Below are 20,226 nucleotides of genomic sequence, written 5' to 3'. Positions count from 1 at the left end.
CTTGATAGCTGTCAACCTGACACGAGCCCATATATAAAAGCACCCCATTACAAAAAGGCGCATGAAGCAAAATGATCCTCGGGGGGATTTCAACGGTTGACTTGCCGGGAGCCAGTTTTTCATTTTGTTTCATTTGCGCAGGCTGGGGCTCAAGCGCAGCATGTCCAGCCCGGTATCGACCCATCGTTCGGCTTCGGTGTGCAATTCAAAACTGTCGGGGGCCAGCAACCACTGGTACAGGATGCCGTCAATGTAAGCATGCAAGCTGATCGCGGCGCGGGCGGTGTCGAGATTTTCCGGCAACTGCCCTCGATTGACGGCATTGCTCAGGGCCAGACCGAGTCGCACGTTGCATTCGAGGCTGGCTGACACACGCTGTTGGCGCAGGTCGCACATTTCATCGGTGAATTCGCACTTATGAAAAAGAATCTCATTGATGCGTCGGGTTTTCGGGTCCAGCGCAATTTGATGAAACAAATGAATCAGCAGCTTGCGCATGCAGCCCAGGGGATCGAGTTCGTCTTCACTCTCGCTGGCCTTGGCCATTTCTTCCAGCGGCTCATGCAAGGTGTCGAGCATGGCCTGCACCAGATCCGCCTTGTTGCTGAAATGCCAGTAAATGGCCCCACGAGTGACGCCGGCCAGGGTGGCGATATCCGCCAGGGTCGTACGCGCCACGCCTCGCTCGTAAAAGGCCTTTTCGGCCGCCACGAGAATTTGCGCGCGGGTTTCCTGAGCTTCCTCTTTGGTACGACGGACCATGGCAGTACAACCTCAATCAGGGTGCTTCAGCGATGTCTGAACATCAGCTGAACAAAAGTGGGGCGAACGTTCTGGGGGTTCGTCCCCGGCCTACAATTCCAATCTTTCAACAGTTTGTGTAACGGGCTTTGTAACGACCTTGATACGCAGCCTGGGTATTTACAAACAACCATGTACGTAAGTATATTACTTAGCAAGCTACTTATCCACTCGGCAACCATATTTCAACCTTCCACCTTTCTAGTGCGCACGTTGCGCGCCTGACCCGAGGATTTTCATGCAATTCAAGCCAGCTGTTACCGCTCTGGTCGCCGCCGTCGCCCTGGCATCGCTGCTCAGCGGATGCAAAAAGGAAGAGGCAGCACCGGCCGCCCCACCGCCTCAGGTCGGCGTCGTGACTCTGCAACCGCAAGCGTTCACCCTGACCTCCGATCTGCCCGGCCGTACCAGTGCGTTCCGCATTGCCGAAGTCCGTCCTCAGGTCAACGGCATCATTCTCAAGCGCCTGTTCAAGGAAGGCAGCGACGTCAAGGCCGGCCAGCAGCTCTATCAGATCGATCCGTCGGTCTATGAAGCGACATTGAAAAGCGCCGAAGCCAACCTGCGCTCGACCAAGTCGATTTCCGACCGCTACAAGCAACTGGTCGACGAGCAGGCTGTAAGCCGTCAGGAATACGACACCGCCGTGGCCAATCGCCTGCAATCGGAAGCCGCACTGCAAACGGCACAGATCAACGTGCGCTACACCAAGGTCTATGCCCCGCTGACCGGCCGCATCGGCCGCTCCTCGGTGACCGAAGGAGCGCTGGTCAGCAATGCCCAGGTCGATGCGATGGCGGTGATTCAGCAAATCGACCCGATCTACGTCGACGTGACGCAGTCTTCGGTCGAGCTGTTGCAACTGCGCCGCGAACTGGAAAGCGGTCGCCTGCAAAAAGCCGGCGACAACGCGGCCTCGGTCAAGCTGACCCTGGAAGACGGCAGCGAGTACAAGCTGGACGGCAAGCTGGAGTTCTCCGAAATCTCGGTTGACCAGACCACCGGTTCCGTCACCCTGCGCGCCATTTTCCCGAACCCTGACCACACCCTTCTGCCGGGCATGTTCGTGCACGCCAAGTTGCTGGCCGGTGTGAACAGCGCGGCGATTCTGGCCCCGCAACAAGGCGTGACCCGCGACCTCAAGGGTACCCCGACCGCTCTGGTTGTCGGCCCGGACAACAAGGTCGAACTGCGTCAACTCAAGGCCAACCGCACCGTCGGCAACCAGTGGCTGATCGAAGATGGCCTGAAGGCCGGCGATCGCCTGATTACCGAAGGTCTGCAATTCGTCAAGCCCGGCATCGAAGTCAAGGCCAGTGAAGCGACCAACGTAGCCGTAAAGAACCCGGCCCCCGCTCAGACAGCTGATAAAGCCTCTGGCGGAAAAGGGGAGTAAACCATGTCGAGATTTTTTATCGACCGTCCGATTTTCGCCTGGGTGATTGCCCTGGTGATCATGTTGGTCGGGGCACTATCGATCCTGCGCTTGCCGATCAACCAGTACCCGAGCATTGCGCCTCCGGCGATCGCCATTTCCGTGACCTACCCGGGCGCTTCGGCACAAACGGTACAGGACACCGTGGTTCAGGTGATCGAGCAACAGCTCAACGGTATCGACAACCTGCGTTATGTCTCGTCGGAAAGTAACTCCGACGGCACCATGACCATTACCGCGACCTTCGAGCAAGGCACCAACTCCGACACCGCGCAGGTTCAGGTGCAGAACAAGCTGAACCTGGCCACCCCGCTGCTGCCGCAGGAAGTGCAACAGCAAGGTATCCGCGTCACCAAGGCGGTGAAGAACTTCCTGCTGGTGATCGGCGTGGTGTCGCGTGACGGCAGCATGACCAAGGACGACTTGTCCAACTACATCGTGTCGAACATGCAAGACCCGATCTCGCGGACCGCCGGTGTCGGTGACTTCCAGGTGTTCGGTTCGCAATACGCCATGCGTATCTGGCTCGACCCGGCCAAGTTGAACAACTACAACCTGACCCCGATCGACGTCAAGACCGCCATCGCGGCGCAAAACGTCCAGGTGTCGTCCGGTCAGCTCGGCGGCCTGCCTGCCCTGCCCGGCACCCAGTTGAACGCGACGATCATCGGCAAGACCCGCCTGCAGACCGCGGAGCAATTCGACAAGATCCTGCTCAAGGTCAACAAGGACGGCTCCCAGGTTCGCCTCAAAGATGTTGCCGAAGTCGGCCTGGGTGGCGAGAACTACAGCATCAACGCCCAGTTCAACGGCGCCCCGGCTTCCGGCCTGGCGGTGAAACTGGCCACCGGTGCCAACGCGCTCGATACCGCCAAGGCCCTGCGCACGACAATCGACAGCCTCAAGCCCTTCTTCCCGCAAGGGATGGAAGTGGTGTTCCCGTACGACACCACGCCGGTGGTGACCGAGTCGATCAAAGGTGTGGTGCACACCCTGGTCGAAGCGATCGCGCTGGTGTTCCTGGTGATGTTCCTGTTCCTGCAAAACTTCCGCGCCACCGTGATCACCACGATGACTGTGCCGGTGGTATTGCTCGGTACATTCGGGATCCTCGCGGCCGCCGGTTTCAGCATCAACACCCTGACCATGTTCGGTATGGTGCTGGCCATCGGCTTGCTGGTGGACGACGCCATCGTCGTGGTGGAAAACGTCGAACGGGTGATGAGCGAAGAAGGCCTGTCACCGAAGGAAGCCACCAAGAAGTCCATGGGCCAGATCCAGGGCGCACTGGTCGGTATCGCCCTGGTGTTGTCGGCGGTTCTGCTGCCAATGGCGTTCTTCAGCGGTTCCACCGGTGTGATCTACAAGCAGTTCTCGATCACCATCGTCTCGGCCATGGCCCTGTCGGTACTGGTTGCGCTGATCTTCACCCCGGCGCTTTGCGCCACCATGCTCAAGCCGATTCCGAAAGGCGAGCACGGCGTACCCAAGCGCGGTTTCTTTGGCTGGTTCAACCGCAATTTCGACCGCGGCGTGCGCGGCTACGAACGTGGTGTCGGCAATATCCTGCAGCGCAAGATCCCGTACCTGCTGGCGTACCTGCTGATCGTGGTGGGCATGATCTGGCTGTTCACCCGCATTCCAACCGCGTTCCTGCCGGAAGAAGACCAGGGTGTACTGTTCGCCCAGGTGCAAACCCCGGCCGGCTCCACAGCCCAGCGTACCCAGGTGGTCGTGGATGAAATGCGTGAATTCCTGCTGCGCCCGGGCAAGGATGGCGGCGAAGGCGATGCGGTGAACTCGGTGTTTACCGTGACCGGTTTCAACTTCGCCGGCCGTGGCCAGAGTTCGGGTATGGCGTTCATCATGCTGCGTCCGTGGGACGAACGTAACGCCGACAACAACGTGTTCAAGGTGGCGGCCCGTGCCCAGCAGCACTTCTTCACCTTCCGCGATGCCATGGTGTTCGCCTTTGCACCGCCGGCGGTACTGGAGTTGGGTAACGCCACCGGTTTCGACGTGTTCCTGCAGGACCGCGCCGGTATCGGCCACGAAAAACTGATGGAAGCGCGCAACCAGTTCCTTGGCATGGCCGCACAAAGCAAGATCCTGTCTCAGGTGCGTCCGAACGGCCTGAACGACGAACCGCAATACCAACTTGAAATCGATGACGAGAAGGCCAGTGCCCTGGGCATTACCATCGCCGACATCAACAACACCCTGTCGATTGCCCTGGGCAGTAGCTACGTCAACGACTTCATCGACCGTGGTCGGGTGAAGAAGGTTTACGTGCAAGGCCAGCCAGGCTCTCGAATGGGCCCGGAAGACTTGCAGAAGTGGTACGTGCGCAACGCCCAGGGAACCATGGTGCCGTTCTCGGCATTCGCCAAGGGCGAGTGGATCTACGGTTCGCCGAAACTGGCCCGTTACAACGGCGTGGAAGCGATGGAAATCCTCGGCGCCCCGGCACCGGGTTACTCCACCGGTGAAGCCATGCTCGAAGTCGAAGCCATTGCCAGGAAACTGCCGGCCGGTGTCGGTATTTCCTGGACCGGCCTGTCGTACGAGGAACGTCTGTCCGGTTCGCAAGCGCCGGCGCTGTACGCCCTGTCGCTGCTGATGGTGTTCCTGTGCCTGGCGGCGCTGTATGAAAGCTGGTCGATTCCGATAGCGGTGATGTTGGTGGTACCGCTGGGGATCATCGGTGCACTGATGGCCACCAGCCTGCGCGGTTTGTCCAACGACGTGTACTTCCAGGTAGGCCTGTTGACGACTATCGGTCTGGCGGCGAAAAACGCCATTCTGATTGTCGAATTTGCCAAGGAACTGCACGAACAGGGGCGTAGCCTGCGCGACGCGGCAATCGAAGCCTGCCGCATGCGTCTGCGACCGATCATCATGACCTCCCTCGCCTTCGTTCTGGGCGTGGTACCACTGGCGATATCCACGGGCGCAGGTTCGGGTAGCCAGCATGCGATCGGTACCGGCGTGATCGGCGGTATGATCACGGCCACTGTGCTGGCGATCTTCTGGGTCCCGCTGTTCTTCGTCACCGTGTCGTCCATTGGCCAGCGCAAGATTGCCGACCAGGATGACGCTACTGAAACTCCTAAAGAGGCTGGCTAATGAGCAAGTCGCTACTCTCCCTGGCAGTCGCCGCCTTCGTGCTCGGTGGCTGCTCGCTGATACCTGATTATCAGCAGCCCGAAGCACCAGTGGCGGGGCAATACCCGCAGGGCCCGGCGTATTCGCCGGCCCAGGCACCGGCGCAAGCGGCGGCCGAGCAGGGCTGGAAGCAGTTTTTCCATGACCCGGCGCTGCAACAGCTGATCCAGGTCGCCCTGGAAAACAACCGTGACCTGCGTGTCGCGGCCCTGAACATCGACGCCTTTGCGGCTCAGTACCGCATCTCCCGTGCCGATCTGTTCCCGGCCGTTTCGGCCAACGGCACCGGCAGCCGTCAGCGCCTTCCGGCTAACGCGTCGCAGACCGGCGAAGCCGGCATCACCAGTTCCTACTCGGCAACGGTTGGCGTCAACGCCTACGAACTCGACCTGTTCGGTCGGGTTCGCAGCCTGAACGAGGAAGCGTTGCAGAAGTACTTCGCCACCGAAGAAGGCCGGCGCAGCACGCAGCTCAGCCTGGTGGCCAGCGTCGCCAACGCCTACCTGACCTGGCAGGCCGACAAGGAACTGCTGAAAGTCACCCAGGACACCCTCGCCGCGTTCGAAGAGAGCTACAAGCTCACCGCGCGCAGCAACGAAGTGGGAGTCGCCTCCGCCCTGGACCTGGCGCAGTCGCGGACCTCGGTGGAAAACGCCCGTGCGCAACTGGCCCGTTACACCCGCCAGGTCGCCCAGGATGAAAACAGCCTGGTACTGCTGTTGGGTACCGGCGTCCCGGCCAACCTGCCAGCGGCCAAACCGTTGAACGACGATCTGTTGGCCGAAGTACCGGCCGGCCTGCCGTCGGACTTGCTGCAACGTCGTCCGGACATCCTCCAGGCCGAGCACAACCTCAAGGCGGCCAACGCCAACATCGGCGCGGCACGGGCAGCGTTCTTCCCGAGCATCAGCCTGACCGCCAACGCCGGAACCCTGAGCCCGGACCTGTCCGGCCTGTTCAAGGGCGGTTCGGGTACCTGGCTGTTCCAGCCGCAGATCAACCTGCCGATCTTCAACGCCGGCAGCCTGCGCGCCAGCCTGGATTACTCGAAGATCCAGAAAGACATTGGTGTGGCGAACTACGAGAAGTCCATTCAAACGGCCTTCCAGGAAGTCGCCGACGGCCTGGCCGCACGCGGGACCTATACCGACCAGGTACAGGCACAGCGTAATCTGGTCAGCGCCAACCAGGACTACTACCGCCTGGCCGAGCGTCGTTATCGCATCGGTGTCGACAGCAACCTGACGTTCCTCGATGCCCAGCGTCAGCTGTTCAACTCCGAACAGAATCTGATCACCGATCGCCTGGCGCAGCTGATCAGTCAGGTCAACCTGTACAAGGCACTGGGTGGTGGCTGGAACGAACAGACGGCGAAGAACGAGCCGTTGAAGGAAGAAGCGCCGAAGATGAAGATGTTCTGATCGGCATGCGTTCACAAGGATGATTGACTGATCCTTGAGGCTCACGAAAATCCGGAATCCCGCCAAGGATTCCGGATTTTTTATGCCTGCCCCGCCGTACGAACGATAAGCGCCAGACGGTGACGAATGAGCCGATGAAAAAGCCTCGTCATAGTGCTCAAGTAAGTCTGTTTCACAAGTAAGAAAAAACCCATGTCAGTGCGCCATGACTTGGGTTTTCGATCAGAGCTTTAGCTCGACCATCTCACGCACTTATTACGCCTGGTCACGCGTCTCCAAACCCTTTAATCTCAGCACTCTCAATCGAAAAAGCGGACATGAGACAACCACATCCCGCGGTTTCTCCTGATTGATATCAATATAATTAAAACTAAAATGCCCTTCAATGACATCCAGCTCACCTTGCTCGGTAATGGATAAAACAGTAAGCAAACCACGCGATTCCATCTGATGCTCGCCCGTGCTGCCGTCCCTCAAAAACTCTGCTTTTACCTCATGGGGTTCCCATCCTATTTGATGAGAGCCAACCTTTAACTCATCCCCAGTAATAATCAACTGCGTATATGGGGCTTCTTCCTTCTTGGCGAGCAAAAAGAAATAATTAGGCTTCCGTAAAAAATATAGCTCCTCACGGACATCATCCCCACGAAACTCAATATTAATATCGTCCTCATCGTCAATTTTAAGGTTCCCGTTTATCACCCCCCGCGCAGCGGGGATATCCGGCACGGAAATTCTTCCGCTTTCAACAGCAAACTTTCCATTATTTCTTTTAACAACTATCTTTTTCTTTAAGGCTTCCATAGGTCACCATTACCTCAAGCGATCATTAACAACCAGACAACACATTAAACCTATGCCGCAGCCTTTCTTTTTACAACTATCAGATCTACTAGGTTGACATACGCCAACACCAGAACATTCTGCTTAATCCCTTGCACGCCCTAATTAGCCGAATCGAAAGCACACCTGCGCGAATGCTCATTCTTTCGTTCGATAATCGCCCAAAACCCGTTTTTTACGATTGAACCATTCAGTACATTCCACGCACCATCCGAGCCACAAAACCAATAACAACAGGTTCGACACCATGCCCCCGCGCCCTGCCCTCTCCGGCTGATCCGCTTCATTTGTGCTGACTGTTCGTCTGCAACCCCGGGTTGCGGCATTACCCCGTTTCATTTCCAAGAATTAGAGAGACCCGAGCCCATGACGCCTTCTCCCGCGCCGTACTTCGTTCCCAGCCTGATCGCCATTGCCCTGGCCTGCGCGGCCCTGCCCGCCAGCGCCGAGGAGTCGGGTTTTGTCGAGGGCGCCAAGGTCAACCTGAACCTGCGCAACTTCTACATCAATCGCAACTTCACCAACCCGACCAAGGCCCAGGGCAAGGCTGAGGAGTGGACGCAGAGTTTCATCCTCGATGCCAAATCCGGGTTCACCCAGGGCACTGTCGGCTTCGGCATGGATGTGCTGGGTTTGTATTCGGTGAAACTCGACGGTGGCAAAGGCACCGGTGGGACGCAACTGCTGCCGCTGGACCATGACGGCCGCCCTGCAGACAACTTCGGCCGCACCAACGTGGCGTTCAAGGCGAAGTTGTCGCAGACCGAAGTCAAGGCTGGGGAATGGATGCCGGTGCTGCCAATCCTGCGTTCCGACGACGGTCGTTCGCTGCCGCAAACCTTCCGCGGCGGCCAGATCACGTCGAAGGAAATCGATGGCTTGACGCTCTACGGCGGCCAGTTCCGCCAGAACAGCCCGCGCGATGACAGCAGCATGAGCGACATGTCGATGACCGGCAAAGCTGCGTTCACCTCCGACCGCTTTAACTTCCAGGGCGGTGAGTACGTGTTCAATGACAAGCGCACCCAGATTGGTCTGTGGAATGCCGAGCTCAAGGACATCTACAGCCAGCAATTCGTCAACCTTGTCCACAGCCAACCGCTTGGCGACTGGACCCTGGGCGCCAACCTGGGTTTCTTCTACGGCAAGGATGACGGCAGCGCCCAGGCCGGCGAGCTGGACAACAAAACCCTGTACGGTTTGTTCTCGGCCAAGTACGGCGGCAACACCTTCTACGTCGGCCTGCAGAAACTCACCGGCGACAGCGCCTGGATGCGGGTCAACGGCACCAGCGGCGGCACTCTGGCCAACGACAGCTACAACTCCAGCTACGACAATGCCCGGGAGAAATCCTGGCAAGTACGCCACGACTACAACTTCGCCGCCCTTGGCGTACCGGGCCTGACCCTGATGAACCGCTATATCAGCGGCGACAATGTGCACACCGGCAACATCACCGACGGCAAGGAATGGGGACGTGAATCGGAACTGGGCTACACCGTGCAGAGCGGCGTGCTGAAAGACTTGAATCTGAAATGGCGCAACTCGACCATGCGCCGGGATTACAGCAATAACGAGTTCGATGAGAACCGGTTGATCATCAGCTATCCGATCAGCTTGCTGTAAACACAAAACAAATGTGGGAGCGAGCTTGCTCGCGATGGCGGTGTATCAGGCGACATCAATAGTGAATGTGCCGACGCCATCGCGAGCAAGCTCGCTCCCACAGGTTGTTCACCGTTTTACCGCTTACTCCCGCGACTCGACCCCCAACTCATCCCACACCGACTCGGCCAGGTGGAAAGTCGCATTGGCCGCCGGAATGCCGCAGTAGATGGCGCTCTGCATGATCACTTCCTTGATCTCGCCACGGCTCACGCCGTTGTTGGCGGCGGCGCGCAGGTGCAGTTTGAGTTCGCCCTCGCGGTTCATGCCGATCAGCATGGCGATGGTGATCAGACTGCGGGTATGGCGCGGCAGGCCCGGGCGGGTCCAGATGTCGCCCCAGGCGTGGCGGGTGATCATCTCCTGAAACTCCGAGTTGAACTCGGTCAGGGTCGTCAGGCTGCGGTCGACATGCGCGTCTCCAAGGACCGCGCGACGGACCTTCATGCCCTCGTCATAACGTTGTTTTTCGTCCACGAGAATCCCCTCAATCAGCCAACAGAAACGCCAGCACGCGCTCGGTGAACGCATCGCCTGCCTGGACGTTGGACAAATGCGCGGCGTAGAACTCGGCGTACTCGGCCCCGCGCACATGCTCCTGAATGAAATGCCCACCGGATGGCGGCGTCACCGCGTCTTCGGTCCCGGCAATCACCAGCAACGGCGCCTTGATCGAGGACAACCGATCGCGGAAATCGGCATCACGCACCGCCGCGCAATTGGCCGCATAGCCTTCGGGCGAAGTGGCCGCGAGCATATCGGTAATCTGCTTGGCCGCCGCCGGGTTGGCGGCAGAGAAGTCCGGAGTGAACCAACGGGCAATCGAGGCATCGCGCAAGGCAACCATGGCCGCCTGACCATCACGCAGGACCATTTCGATACGCGGATTCCACACTGAAGAATCGCCGATTTTCGCCGCAGTGTTGCACACGATCAGTTTGTTCAGGCGCTCGCTGGCATTGATCCCCAGCCACTGGCCAATCAGTCCGCCCATGGACAAGCCACAGAAGTGCGCGCGCTCGATGTGCAAGGCATCCAGCAAGGCGAGCACGTCGTGGCCCAGTTGCTCGATGCTGTAAGGCCCCGGCGTCACCAATGACTGGCCATGGCCGCGGGTGTCAAAACGCAACACGCGAAAATGTTTGGAGAGCGCCGGGATTTGCGCGTCCCACATATGCAGGTCGGTCCCCAAAGAGTTGGACAGCACCAGCACCGGCGCATCGACCGGTCCATCCAGTTGATAATGCAGTTCGCCCTCGGCGAGTTGTACAAAAGCCACAGCAATTCTCCTTCAGGCAGTCAATGCAGAATGTTCGGCCACCGCCCGCTCGACCCAGGTTTGGGCCTGGCCGAGGTATTGGGCAGGGTCCAGCAGATGATCGAGCTCAGCCGCCGACAGCTCGGCGGTCACTTGCGGTTCGTCGCCGAGCACCGCACGCAGGTGACGTTGTTCGGCCACCGCGCGTTTGCAGCAGCGTTCGAGCAGATGGTGTGCGGTATCGCGGCCGACCCGTTGGGCGAGGACGATGCTCACCGCTTCGGCGAGCACGAGGCCCTGGGTCAGATCGAGGTTGTGCGCCATGCGCCCGGCATCCACTTCCAGTCCCTGGGCAATCAGCAACGCTTGCTGCAGACTGCCCGACACCAGGCAGCAAATCTCCGGCAGGGTTTCCCACTCGGCATGCCACAGGCCAAGACTGCGCTCGTGTTCCTGGGGCATGGCGCTGAACAGTGTCGAGAGCAAACCGGGTACACGCGTCGCCGCGCCGATCAACACCGCCGCGCCCACCGGATTGCGCTTGTGCGGCATGGTCGAGGAACCGCCCTTGCCCGGCGCCGAAGGTTCGAACACTTCGGCGGCTTCGGTTTGCATCAGCAGGCTGACGTCGCGACCGAGCTTGCCGAGACTGCCGGCGATCAACCCGAGCACCGCGCCGAACTCCACCACACGATCTCGCTGGGTGTGCCAGGGTTGCTCAGGCAAGGTCAGTTTCAGCTCTTCGGCCAGCGCCTGGGCAATCGGCATGGCCTGCTCGCCAAGTGCTGCGAGGGTGCCGGACGCACCACCGAATTGCAGCACCAGCAAACGCGGTTTCAATTCGGCCAGGCGTTGGCGACTGCGGGTCACGGCGCCCAGCCAACCGGCGATTTTCATGCCGAGGGTCACCGGCGTTGCATGTTGCAACCAAGTGCGCCCGGCCAATGGTGTGGTCGCGTATTGCCGGGCCTGGGACGCGAGGACCTGCCCCAGCTGCGCCAGATCGCTTTCGATCAGCTCCAGCGCACGACGCAATTGCAGCACCAGGCCGCTGTCCATCACATCCTGACTGGTCGCGCCCAGATGTACGTAACGCTCGGCCTCGGCATTCTGCGTAGCGATCTGCTTGCCCAGCGCCTTGACCAACGGAATCGCCGAGTTACCCGCCGTGGCAATCGCCTCACCCAACGCCGCAAAGTCATAGAGCCCGACGCTACAAGCCGCCTCAATCGGCGCGACTGCACTCGATGGTATCAAGCCGACTCGCGCTTGTGCCCGGGACAGTGCTGCTTCGAAATCGAGCATGGCCTGGACCCGGCCCTGATCGCAGAACACTTCACGCATATCGCGGGTAGTGAAATAGGCATCGAACAATTGATTGCCCGGTCGCTGGTTCATAAGCAGTTCCTGAAGGCGCGGGCCTTTGCGACCCGCGCATGAAGATCAAAGATCGTGATGCAGATACTTCGCCTGTTTGGGCAAGAAGTCGAACCATTCGACCAGATTGCCGGACGAGGCACCGACGATGGCGAAGATCCGCTTGCTGCGCTCCTCACCGGTGTATAGCGGTGGTCGTTGTCATTGTTTTTCACTCAATGGGGGCAGTCAGAGTCTAGACACGCCTTGTAACAGCCCCGTTCCACAGATAGATCGGCAACACAAATCCACTGTGGGAGCGGCGGTGCGACGATTCGACTTGCTCGCGAAGGCGTAGTGTCAGTCGATAAAAATGTTGCCTGACATGCCGCTTTCGCGAGCAAGCCCGCTCCCACAGGTTTTGCGGTGTTCATTCAATAATCGAAGAACACCGTCTCCGCATCAGTGCCTTGCAGAATCACATTCCACTGATAGACACCCGACGCATCCTTCCTGGCCAGCAAGGTACCGCGACGCTCGGCCGGCACGCATTCCAGCAGCGGATCATTCACGTTGGCCGCCTCCCCCTCAAAGTAGATCCGTGTCAGCAGGTGCTTCACCAGACCACGGGCAAACACCAGTACCACCAGGTGCGGTGCCTGAGTCGTGCCTTTGAGTCCCTCGACCGTTCCCGGCTTGATGGTGGTGAAACGAAAACGCCCTTCGGCATCCACCGGCACCCGGCCAAAGCCTTCGAAATTCGGGTCCAGGGGTTTTTCCTGGTCGTCCTCCGGATGGTCATACTTACCGGCGGCGTTGGCCTGCCAGACTTCCAGCATCGCATCGTTGACGATGTCGCCATTACCGTCGAGCACTTGCCCGGTGATCGCCACGCGCTCGCCCAGGGTTTGTTCGACGGTCAGGTCTTCGCGGTTCAGCCAGGTCAGGCCGATGTGGTAGTACGGCCCGACGGTGTGGGACGTGGTCGCAGTCAGCGTCATCTTATTTCTCCATCGGCGTGGCGTCGCGGCCGCGCAAAACGATGTCCCAGCGATAACCGAGGGCATAGGACGGGATGGTTTTTTCCAGGTCGAACGAGGCGATCAAGCGCTCTTTGGCGCGGGTATCGGGCACGCAGTTGTAGATCGGGTCGTACGCCAGCAGCGGGTCGCCCGGGAAATACATTTGCGTCACCAGGCGCGTCAGGATGCTCGGCCCGAACAGCGAGAAGTGGATGTGCGCCGGGCGCCAGGCGTTGTGGTGGTTGCCCCACGGATACGCACCGGGCTTGATGGTCTGGAACTGATACCAGCCATCGGCGTCGGTCACGGTACGGCCGGTGCCGGTGAAGTTCGGGTCCAGCGGCGCATCGTGCAGGTCACGGGCATGGGCATAGCGACCGGCGGCGTTGGCCTGCCAGATCTCCACCAGAATCCCCGGAACCGGCAGACCGTTTTCGTCCAGCACGCGGCCGTGAATGATGATGCGCTCGCCCTGTGGCTGACCTTCGTGCTGAGCGGTGAGGTCATTGTCCTTCTCGTTGACGCGCTCGGCGCCGACGGTTGGCCCGGTGATTTCCGACAACGAATGGGGCAGAAACACCAACGGCTTGGACGGCGAGCGCAGGTTGGTGGATTGATAGGTCGGATGCAGGTACTCCGGCTGAGTACCCTCCTGCGGGCGACGGTAACCAGGCTTGTCAGTCATTACTCTTTCCTCAGTTCTTATTAGCCGACAGGGTGTGTCAGACCCGTTCGATTGCCAAAGCCAGACCCTGGCCGACACCGACGCACATGGTCGCCAGTCCTTTCTTGCCGCCGGTCTTTTCCAGCTGATGCAACGCCGTCAGTACCAGACGCGCACCACTCATGCCCAACGGATGGCCCAAGGCAATAGCGCCACCGTTCGGGTTGACCTGGGCGGCATCGTCGGCGATCCCCAGTTCACGCAGAACCGCCAAGCCCTGACTGGCGAAGGCTTCGTTGAGTTCGATCACGTCGAAATCGCTGACTGCCACGCCGAGGCGCTCGGTCAGTTTGCGCACCGCGGGCACCGGGCCGATGCCCATCACCCGCGGTGCAACACCGGCGCTGGCCATGCCCAGCACTTTGGCGCGGGCGGTCAGGCCGTGTTTCTTCACGGCTTCGGCCGAGGCCAGGATCAACGCGGCGGCCCCGTCGTTCACACCCGAGGCATTGCCGGCGGTGACGGTTTTATCGGGGCCGTTGACCGGTTTCAGTCTGGTCAGGGCTTCCAGGGTGGTGTCGGCGCGAGGGTGTTCGTCCTGGCTGACCACGGTTTCACCCTTCTTGTGGGCAATCCGCACTTCGACGATTTCTTCGGCGAAGTACCCGGCGGCTTGCGCGACGGCGGTGCGCTGCTGGCTGCGCAGAGCAAAGGCGTCCTGGTCTTCGCGAGAGACTTTGTAATCATCAGCGACGTTGTCGGCAGTCTGCGGCATCGCGTCCACGCCGTACTGGGCTTTCATCAGCGGGTTGATGAAGCGCCAGCCGATGGTGGTGTCTTCGAGTTTCATGTTGCGCGAGAACGCCGCGTCGGCCTTGCCCATCACGAACGGTGCGCGGGACATCGACTCGACGCCGCCGGCAATCGCCAGCTCCATCTCGCCGCTGGCGATGGCGCGGAACGCGGTGCCGATGGCATCCATGCCCGAAGCGCAGAGGCGGTTGAGGGTCACGCCGGGAATGCTTTGCGGCAGCCCCGCCAACAGCAGCGCCATGCGCGCGACGTTGCGGTTGTCTTCGCCAGCCTGGTTGGCGCAGCCGAGGAACACCTCGTCCACGGCGCTCCAGTCCACCGACGGGTTGCGCTCCATCAAGGCCTTGATCGGCACGGCGGCCAGGTCGTCGGCACGCACCGTCGACAGACCGCCGCCGAAACGGCCGATGGGGGTACGAATCGCGTCGCAGATAAAAACGTCACGCATCACGCTTCTCCGGGGGCTTGGCCGTGGGCCGCTGCGGTACGAGCTTCGAGATCGCGCAGCGCGGTCAGCTCGACGTCGGTCGGCTCGGCGGTTTGCTCAACGTTGTCGGCAAAACGGATTGCCCAACCGGTGGCGGCGACCACTTGCTCGCGGGTCACGCCCGGGTGCAGTGCAGTGACCACAAACTCATGGGTGCCGGCTTCCGGCTCCATGATGCACAGGTCAGTGATGATCCCCACCGGACCGGCGCCTGTCAGGCCGAGACGCTTGCGCGAATCGCCGCCCTCGCCGTGGCCGACCGAGGTAATGAAGTCGAGTTTGTCGACAAAGGAGCGCGCCGACTGCTTGAGGATAATCAACACGCTCTTGGCGGAACCGGCAATCTCCGGCGCGCCACCGGCGCCTGGCAGACGCACTTTCGGCGCGTGGTAATCGCCGACCACGGTGGTGTTGATGTTGCCGAAACGGTCAACCTGCGCCGCGCCGAGAAAGCCGACGTCGATGCGCCCGCCCTGCAGCCAGTAGCGGAAAATCTCGCCGGTCGGGACCACGGTGTCGGCGGTTTCCGCCAATTCACCGTCACCGATCGACAGCGGCAATACGCTCGGCTTGGCACCGATCGGACCCGATTCGTAGATCAATACCACATCAGGCGAAGACGTCAGGCGCGCCAGGTTGGCCGCTTTCGACGGCAGGCCGATGCCAACGAAGCACACAGAACCGTTCTTCAAGCGGCGAGCGGCGGCGACGGTCATCATTTCATTGGTGGTGTAAGTCATTACTTCGCCTCCGAAGCGGCGGCCAGTTTGGCCTGGAACTCGCTGAAGTCAGCGCTGCCGTGGATGTATTCGTTGATCCACGCGGTGAAGGTTTCACGGTCGCGGGCAATCGGGTCCCAGGCCTGGTAGAAGCGGTTGTCGCGCTCGGTGTAACCGTGGGCGTAGGACGGATGCGCACCGCCAGGTACGTGGCAAACCGCGCTCAAGGCCCAGGTCGGCAGCACGCAGGCGTTCATCGGTGCATTGAGGTCGTCGACGATCTCTTCAACGGTGACAATGCAACGCTTGGCTGCCAGTGCGGCTTCTTTCTGCACCCCGAGAATGCCCCAGAGCAGCACGTTGCCTTTGCGATCGGCTTTCTGTGCATGGATCACGGTGATGTCCGGACGCACCGAAGGCACGGCGGCGAGCACTTCGCCGGTGAACGGGCAGGTAACGGACTTGATCAGCGGGTTGACCTTCGGCAGATCGGAACCGGCGTAGGCTCGCAGCACCGCGAACGGCAGGCCGGAAGCACCGGCGACGTAGGCATTGGCCAGGTCGGCGTGACTGTGCTCTTCGATTTCCAGCGGGTGTGGCCACTGTTTCTCGACGGCGTCACGCAGTCGATGCAGGGAACCGACACCCGGGTTGCCGCCCCAGGAGAAAATCAGCTTGCGGGCACAACCGGCACCGATCAACTGGTCGTAGATCAGGTCAGGGGTCATCCGCACCAGGGTCAGGTCTTTCTTGCCCTGGCGAATGATTTCGTGACCCGCGGCAGTCGGGATCAGATGGGTAAAGCCTTCGAGTGCGACCGTATCGCCGTCGTTCACGAATTGCTTCACCGCGTCGTGCAGCGAAAGAATTTCAGCCATTGGGGCAGGCTCCCGTTTGTTGTTAACCGACAGTGGAAGAAGGCGCCGATGCGCAGCGCCGGAATGACTGAAGGTTAAGCCTGTGCAAAACGTCAAACAATCCGATAATCGACTAACTGTTCGATAATCGAACATATTGTTACTCGACTACCGATCCCCCAAAACTTCGCGAGCAAGGCTCGCTCTCACAGTTGATTGCAATCCCCTGCTCGCGAAGAGGCCATCAACTTCACTCGAGATTCCAGATCAGGCGGTCATGTCGCATCCGCATGACTGACCATGCCCTTGATCACAACGGCCGCAGTCGCCAGCGCCGCCGGAATCACCAGCGCCGTCAGCACTTGCTCGAAGTTCCAGCCCAACCCCAGCAGCGTCGCGCCCATCCACGCCCCGAGAATGGCGCCAAAGCGGCCGATCCCGAGCATCCACGACACGCCGGTGGCCCGCCCCTGAGTCGGGTAAAACCGTGCCGCCAGCGATGGCATTGCCGATTGCGCACCGTTGACACACATCCCCGCCACCAGCACCAGCGTCGCCAGTATTGTGATGTTGCCCAGGCTCTGCCCCACCGCGTAGGCAAACACCCCGGCCAGCAGGTAGAAAGTGCCGATGACCTTGTGCGGATTGAACCGGTCCATCGCCCAGCCCACGCCCACCGCACTCAGCACGCCACCGAACTGGAACAGCGCGCCGATGAAGGCGGCCTGCTCCATGCTCGCGCCACTGTCACGCATCAGCGTCGGCAGCCAGCTGGTCAGCAGGTAGACGATCACCAGGCCCATGAAGTAGGTCAGCCACAGCAGCAAGGTGCCGACGCTGTAGGTACCGGAGAAGATCACCGCAAACACATTGCGCGCCTTCACGGTTTTCTGTTCCGGCACGCTGAAACTGGACGCCTGGGCCACCACCGTCGGGTCAATCGGCGCCAGTGCCCTGCGCACTTTGTCCGTACCGCGGTTACGCACCACCAGGTAACGCGCCGACTCCGGCAGCCAGAACAGCAAAACGACGGCGAGGATCAGCGGCAGGACTCCACCGATCAGCAGCAAGCTGTGCCAGCCAAAGGCCGGAATGAGCTTGGCCGAGATAAATCCGCCACCGGCCATGCCGAGGTTGAAACCGCAGAACATGCTGGTCACCAGCAGGGACTTCTTGCGCTCCGGGGTGTACTCCGACAGCAGGGTCGTGGCGTTCGGCATGCCGGCGCCCAGGCCCAACCCGGTTAAAAAGCGCAACACCAGCAATTGCTCGACGTTGGTGCTGTAGGCCGAAGCCAGGCTGAAGGCACCGAACAACAACACCGCCCCGACCAGTACGACTTTTCGCCCAAAGCGGTCAGCCAATGGCCCGGAGCCCAGTGCACCAAAGACCATGCCGATCAGAGCCGCGCTCATCACCGGGCCGAGGCTGGCGCGATCGATTCCCCAATCCTGCGAAAGAGCCGGCGCAATGAACCCCATGGCCGCGGTATCGAGGCCATCGAGAAAGACAATCAGGAAACACAGGATGACTACACGCCACTGGTAGCGCGAAATGGGTTGAGCATTGATGAAGGACTGCACGTCAAGGCAGTTTCCTACAGCAGACTGGGGCTGGTTCATTATTTTTATTCCGTGGATCACAGTCGAAAAGGGGCCAGCGGAGGCTGACGCAGACGCGACAGTAATGATCCACAGGAAACAGCGTCAATTCGCCAGACGCAACTCTGTGCGTTTATCGAACAGCTTAGGTGAACAGTTGGGTACTGAGGTCGCGGCTGGCACTTAGCAGTCCGGGCAGGAAGCGTTGTTCCAGCTCGTTACGACTGACTCGCCCGGCGTGGGTGCTGACATTGAGGGCCGCGACCACCTGGCCGGAGGCGTCGTACACCGGGACGGCAATCGAGCGCAGCCCCTGCTCAAGCTCCTGGTCGACGATGCACCAGCCTTGCTGTCGCACCTCTTGCAGGCATTCGAGCAATGCCTCGGGGGTGTGAATCGTGCGACTCGTCTTGGCCTGCAGTTCGGCGTGCTCCAGGTATTCGCCCAGCGAGGTGTCATCCAGCGCGGCCAGCAGGATCCGTCCCATCGACGTGCAATAGGCCGGCAGGCGCCCACCCACCGACAGGTCCACCGAAATCAGGCGCTGGGTGGTCGCGGAGCGGGCGATGTACAGAATGTCATCACCTTCCAGCGTGGCCATGTTGCAGGCCTCGTGCAGCTGTTCGCTCATGCGGTCCAGATAAGGCTGGGCGGACACCGCCAGCGGCGTTGATGACACATAGGCATGGCCGAGGGTCAGTACTTTGGGCAGCAGCGAATAGGTGCGGCCGTCGGTGGTGGCGTAGCCGAGTTTGATCAGGGTGTGCAGGCAACGGCGCACGGCAGCGCGGGGAATTTCCGTGCGGTGGCTGATCTGGGCGATGGTCAGGTGCCGTTTGCGCTCCTGGAACGCCTGCACCACAGCCAGGCCACGGGCCAGGGACGTCATGAAATCCGGGTCGCCGGTCAGTGCCTGGATCCGTTTGGCCGGTGAGGCAACGATGGGGGGAGCCACTGAAGCGAAGGAATTGCGCATTTGATCGTTCATACAAGGTCCTTTTACCCACTCGGATCAGCGACTATTACAAAGGGCTACCGCCTGACGCTCAAGCCCGGCCCGCCAACTCCGGGCGATTATCGAACGCTCGACCGATAATCGCAATCCACCGTATCAATCACCGGATGCGCTGATATCCGTTTTTCGCTGAATCACGAACACGTTTACAGCCGATCGCCCCAGGGCCTTAATGAGGCATTCTAAATACCGTAACTTGTTCGACTTAATGGCGTCAGAAAGGCATCGCAGCAATCAGGGATCAGTCGACGCTCTAGTGGGACGTAAAGTTTCGTACAACAAAACTCCCCCGCCCAAGACCCGCTTTTAACTCTTTGGATATAGTGTTCTTCAAATAGGCCGCTATAATACAATTCAGTAGCGCTCCGGTTTTTTTACTTGCCGGACCTGCTGCCCGGCAATGCGATGTTCCATCGCCGTTGCCCGTTGCAAGCGCCAGATCTGCATTGCACCGCCTTGCCCGTGCGCTTGCTGAAACAGGAAACTGAAGCTACGTCAGTTATTTATCTCTGGTGCCGTGGCCGCCTGCGACATGGAAGTATTGATCCCGGTTGTTGCCAAAACGATGCCTTGACGGGCATTGCCATTCGACGGACGTGATCAATCGATTTGATGCAGCGCGTTTTCACCAGAATTTATCCCAACTCAATCAGGTAGCACTGTGACGAAAGACGAACTGCGCGCGGAACTAGAGCGCCAGGAACAACGCTACAAGGAAGTTTACGGCGGAGAAGTCACCACTTACGCCGCTCAACCCGAACCGGAACGCAAACCCTGGCGTAAACGCGCCACCGTTCAGGATCAGGTTTTCCAGCAAGAACTTGAAAAAATGGAAAAGGAACTCAAAGCCGAAGAGCCATGACTGCTTCGGCCTGATCCTTACAAGGACCTGCCTCTGCACCTGTTAAAAGCGGGATGTATGGAGGTCGCCTTGCGCGCCCGCTACGAGCGGGCAGCGGCCACTGCCCTCCTCCGGATGAAGGCAGATTTTGATATCTGATGTATTTCTCAGATATTTCGTACAGGCATTCGACCCCATCCTTCAGCCATGCGCCCCCCTTGCTGTGACGATCTTTTCTAGCAAAATCAACAAGTTAAAAAACA

At 60.0% G+C, this 20,226-nt stretch carries 17 protein-coding genes and 1 pseudogene; 5 read left to right on the top strand and 13 right to left on the bottom strand.

The features are described from left to right. Positions 1 to 129 precede the first annotated feature (129 nt). Positions 130 to 762, bottom strand: coding sequence for an efflux system transcriptional repressor EmhR (gene emhR / locus Q8X48_RS07770; protein WP_407802465.1), 633 nt, complete (start codon positions 760 to 762; stop codon positions 130 to 132). A 277-nt stretch (positions 763 to 1,039) separates the two neighbouring features. Between emhR and emhA the strand changes: the two genes are divergently transcribed. From emhA to emhC, 3 genes are read left to right on the top strand one after another with little or no spacing between them, the layout of a single operon-like run. Then, the gene (gene emhA / locus Q8X48_RS07765) at positions 1,040 to 2,197 is read left to right on the top strand and encodes an efflux RND transporter periplasmic adaptor subunit EmhA (RefSeq protein ID WP_015093856.1); all 1,158 of its coding nucleotides are present in this window, start codon (positions 1,040 to 1,042) and stop codon (positions 2,195 to 2,197) included. A 3-nt stretch (positions 2,198 to 2,200) separates the two neighbouring features. Further along, positions 2,201 to 5,362, top strand: a complete 3,162-nt coding sequence (emhB, locus tag Q8X48_RS07760) for an efflux RND transporter permease subunit EmhB (protein ID WP_095965113.1) — start codon at positions 2,201 to 2,203, stop codon at positions 5,360 to 5,362. Continuing rightward, a complete protein-coding gene (emhC, locus tag Q8X48_RS07755) occupies positions 5,362 to 6,822 on the top strand; it encodes an efflux RND transporter outer membrane subunit EmhC (RefSeq protein WP_015093854.1) in 1,461 nt (486 codons plus the stop codon). The genes emhB and emhC overlap by 1 nt, the downstream gene beginning before the upstream one ends. A 255-nt stretch (positions 6,823 to 7,077) precedes the next feature. On the opposite strand, the gene Q8X48_RS07750 is transcribed toward emhC, so the two are convergent. Beyond that, a complete protein-coding gene (locus Q8X48_RS07750; RefSeq protein WP_407802466.1) occupies positions 7,078 to 7,626 on the bottom strand; it encodes a hypothetical protein in 549 nt (182 codons plus the stop codon). 405 nt (positions 7,627 to 8,031) lie between these two features. On the opposite strand from Q8X48_RS07750, the gene Q8X48_RS07745 reads away from it, so the two are divergent. After that, complete coding sequence (locus tag Q8X48_RS07745) at positions 8,032 to 9,291, top strand: OprD family porin (protein ID WP_407802467.1); 1,260 nt, start codon at positions 8,032 to 8,034, stop codon at positions 9,289 to 9,291. A 123-nt stretch (positions 9,292 to 9,414) separates the two neighbouring features. Here the strand turns inward: Q8X48_RS07745 and pcaC are convergent, their stop codons facing one another. From pcaC to pcaR, 11 genes and pseudogenes are all read right to left on the bottom strand, one after another. Beyond that, on the bottom strand, positions 9,415 to 9,807 hold the full coding sequence (gene pcaC / locus Q8X48_RS07740; protein ID WP_007976697.1) for a 4-carboxymuconolactone decarboxylase: 393 nt from the start codon (positions 9,805 to 9,807) through the stop codon (positions 9,415 to 9,417). A gap of 10 nt (positions 9,808 to 9,817) precedes the next feature. After that, on the bottom strand, positions 9,818 to 10,609 hold the full coding sequence (pcaD, locus tag Q8X48_RS07735) for a 3-oxoadipate enol-lactonase (RefSeq protein ID WP_407802468.1): 792 nt from the start codon (positions 10,607 to 10,609) through the stop codon (positions 9,818 to 9,820). A gap of 12 nt (positions 10,610 to 10,621) precedes the next feature. Further along, positions 10,622 to 11,986 carry a 3-carboxy-cis,cis-muconate cycloisomerase gene (locus Q8X48_RS07730; RefSeq protein ID WP_407802469.1) on the bottom strand — a complete coding sequence of 455 codons (1,365 nt, stop codon included), beginning with the start codon at positions 11,984 to 11,986 and terminating at the stop codon, positions 10,622 to 10,624. An 84-nt stretch (positions 11,987 to 12,070) separates the two neighbouring features. After that, positions 12,071 to 12,170 (bottom strand): annotated as a pseudogene (locus Q8X48_RS07725) (hypothetical protein); the annotation flags it as partial. 208 nt (positions 12,171 to 12,378) lie between these two features. Beyond that, positions 12,379 to 12,945 carry a protocatechuate 3,4-dioxygenase subunit alpha gene (pcaG, locus tag Q8X48_RS07720; RefSeq protein WP_015093849.1) on the bottom strand — a complete coding sequence of 189 codons (567 nt, stop codon included), beginning with the start codon at positions 12,943 to 12,945 and terminating at the stop codon, positions 12,379 to 12,381. A 1-nt stretch (position 12,946) separates the two neighbouring features. Continuing rightward, positions 12,947 to 13,651, bottom strand: coding sequence for a protocatechuate 3,4-dioxygenase subunit beta (gene pcaH / locus Q8X48_RS07715; RefSeq protein WP_007976686.1), 705 nt, complete (start codon positions 13,649 to 13,651; stop codon positions 12,947 to 12,949). Positions 13,652 to 13,688: 37 nt separating this feature from the next. Further along, positions 13,689 to 14,894, bottom strand: a complete 1,206-nt coding sequence (gene pcaF, locus Q8X48_RS07710) for a 3-oxoadipyl-CoA thiolase (protein WP_172435688.1) — start codon at positions 14,892 to 14,894, stop codon at positions 13,689 to 13,691. Next, the gene (locus Q8X48_RS07705; RefSeq protein ID WP_407802470.1) at positions 14,891 to 15,670 is read right to left on the bottom strand and encodes a CoA-transferase subunit beta; all 780 of its coding nucleotides are present in this window, start codon (positions 15,668 to 15,670) and stop codon (positions 14,891 to 14,893) included. The genes pcaF and Q8X48_RS07705 overlap by 4 nt, the downstream gene beginning before the upstream one ends. Beyond that, entirely contained in the window at positions 15,670 to 16,527 is an 858-nt protein-coding gene (locus Q8X48_RS07700; RefSeq protein WP_007976681.1) for a CoA transferase subunit A, read from the bottom strand. Before Q8X48_RS07700 ends, Q8X48_RS07705 begins: the two co-directional genes overlap by 1 nt. A 254-nt stretch (positions 16,528 to 16,781) precedes the next feature. Then, on the bottom strand, positions 16,782 to 18,128 hold the full coding sequence (locus tag Q8X48_RS07695) for an MFS transporter (RefSeq protein WP_015093846.1): 1,347 nt from the start codon (positions 18,126 to 18,128) through the stop codon (positions 16,782 to 16,784). Positions 18,129 to 18,252: 124 nt separating this feature from the next. Further along, a complete protein-coding gene (gene pcaR, locus Q8X48_RS07690; protein ID WP_095965104.1) occupies positions 18,253 to 19,095 on the bottom strand; it encodes a pca regulon transcriptional regulator PcaR in 843 nt (280 codons plus the stop codon). A gap of 688 nt (positions 19,096 to 19,783) precedes the next feature. Between pcaR and Q8X48_RS07685 the strand changes: the two genes are divergently transcribed. After that, positions 19,784 to 19,984 carry a hypothetical protein gene (locus Q8X48_RS07685; RefSeq protein WP_007976673.1) on the top strand — a complete coding sequence of 67 codons (201 nt, stop codon included), beginning with the start codon at positions 19,784 to 19,786 and terminating at the stop codon, positions 19,982 to 19,984. The last annotated feature ends 242 nt before the right edge of the window (positions 19,985 to 20,226 follow it).

Source organism: Pseudomonas sp. QLc11A (assembly GCF_052112305.1).
GTDB classification, from domain to species: Bacteria; Pseudomonadota; Gammaproteobacteria; order Pseudomonadales; family Pseudomonadaceae; genus Aquipseudomonas; species Aquipseudomonas laurylsulfatiphila.
This window is presented reverse-complemented; position numbering and strand designations above follow the sequence as displayed.

What these genes read in the sequence shown, in the direction of transcription:
- emhR (WP_407802465.1), bottom strand. Translation starts at nt 762, where the DNA reads ATGGTCCGTCGTACCAAAGAGGAAGCTCAGGAAACCCGCGCGCAAATT.
- emhA (WP_015093856.1), top strand. Translation starts at nt 1,040, where the DNA reads ATGCAATTCAAGCCAGCTGTTACCGCTCTGGTCGCCGCCGTCGCCCTG.
- emhB (WP_095965113.1), top strand. Translation starts at nt 2,201, where the DNA reads ATGTCGAGATTTTTTATCGACCGTCCGATTTTCGCCTGGGTGATTGCC.
- emhC (WP_015093854.1), top strand. Translation starts at nt 5,362, where the DNA reads ATGAGCAAGTCGCTACTCTCCCTGGCAGTCGCCGCCTTCGTGCTCGGT.
- Q8X48_RS07750 (WP_407802466.1), bottom strand. Translation starts at nt 7,626, where the DNA reads ATGGAAGCCTTAAAGAAAAAGATAGTTGTTAAAAGAAATAATGGAAAG.
- Q8X48_RS07745 (WP_407802467.1), top strand. Translation starts at nt 8,032, where the DNA reads ATGACGCCTTCTCCCGCGCCGTACTTCGTTCCCAGCCTGATCGCCATT.
- Q8X48_RS07730 (WP_407802469.1), bottom strand. Translation starts at nt 11,986, where the DNA reads ATGAACCAGCGACCGGGCAATCAATTGTTCGATGCCTATTTCACTACC.
- pcaG (WP_015093849.1), bottom strand. Translation starts at nt 12,945, where the DNA reads ATGACGCTGACTGCGACCACGTCCCACACCGTCGGGCCGTACTACCAC.
- pcaH (WP_007976686.1), bottom strand. Translation starts at nt 13,651, where the DNA reads ATGACTGACAAGCCTGGTTACCGTCGCCCGCAGGAGGGTACTCAGCCG.
- Q8X48_RS07705 (WP_407802470.1), bottom strand. Translation starts at nt 15,670, where the DNA reads ATGACTTACACCACCAATGAAATGATGACCGTCGCCGCCGCTCGCCGC.
- Q8X48_RS07700 (WP_007976681.1), bottom strand. Translation starts at nt 16,527, where the DNA reads ATGGCTGAAATTCTTTCGCTGCACGACGCGGTGAAGCAATTCGTGAAC.
- Q8X48_RS07695 (WP_015093846.1), bottom strand. Translation starts at nt 18,128, where the DNA reads ATGAACCAGCCCCAGTCTGCTGTAGGAAACTGCCTTGACGTGCAGTCC.
- pcaR (WP_095965104.1), bottom strand. Translation starts at nt 19,095, where the DNA reads ATGAACGATCAAATGCGCAATTCCTTCGCTTCAGTGGCTCCCCCCATC.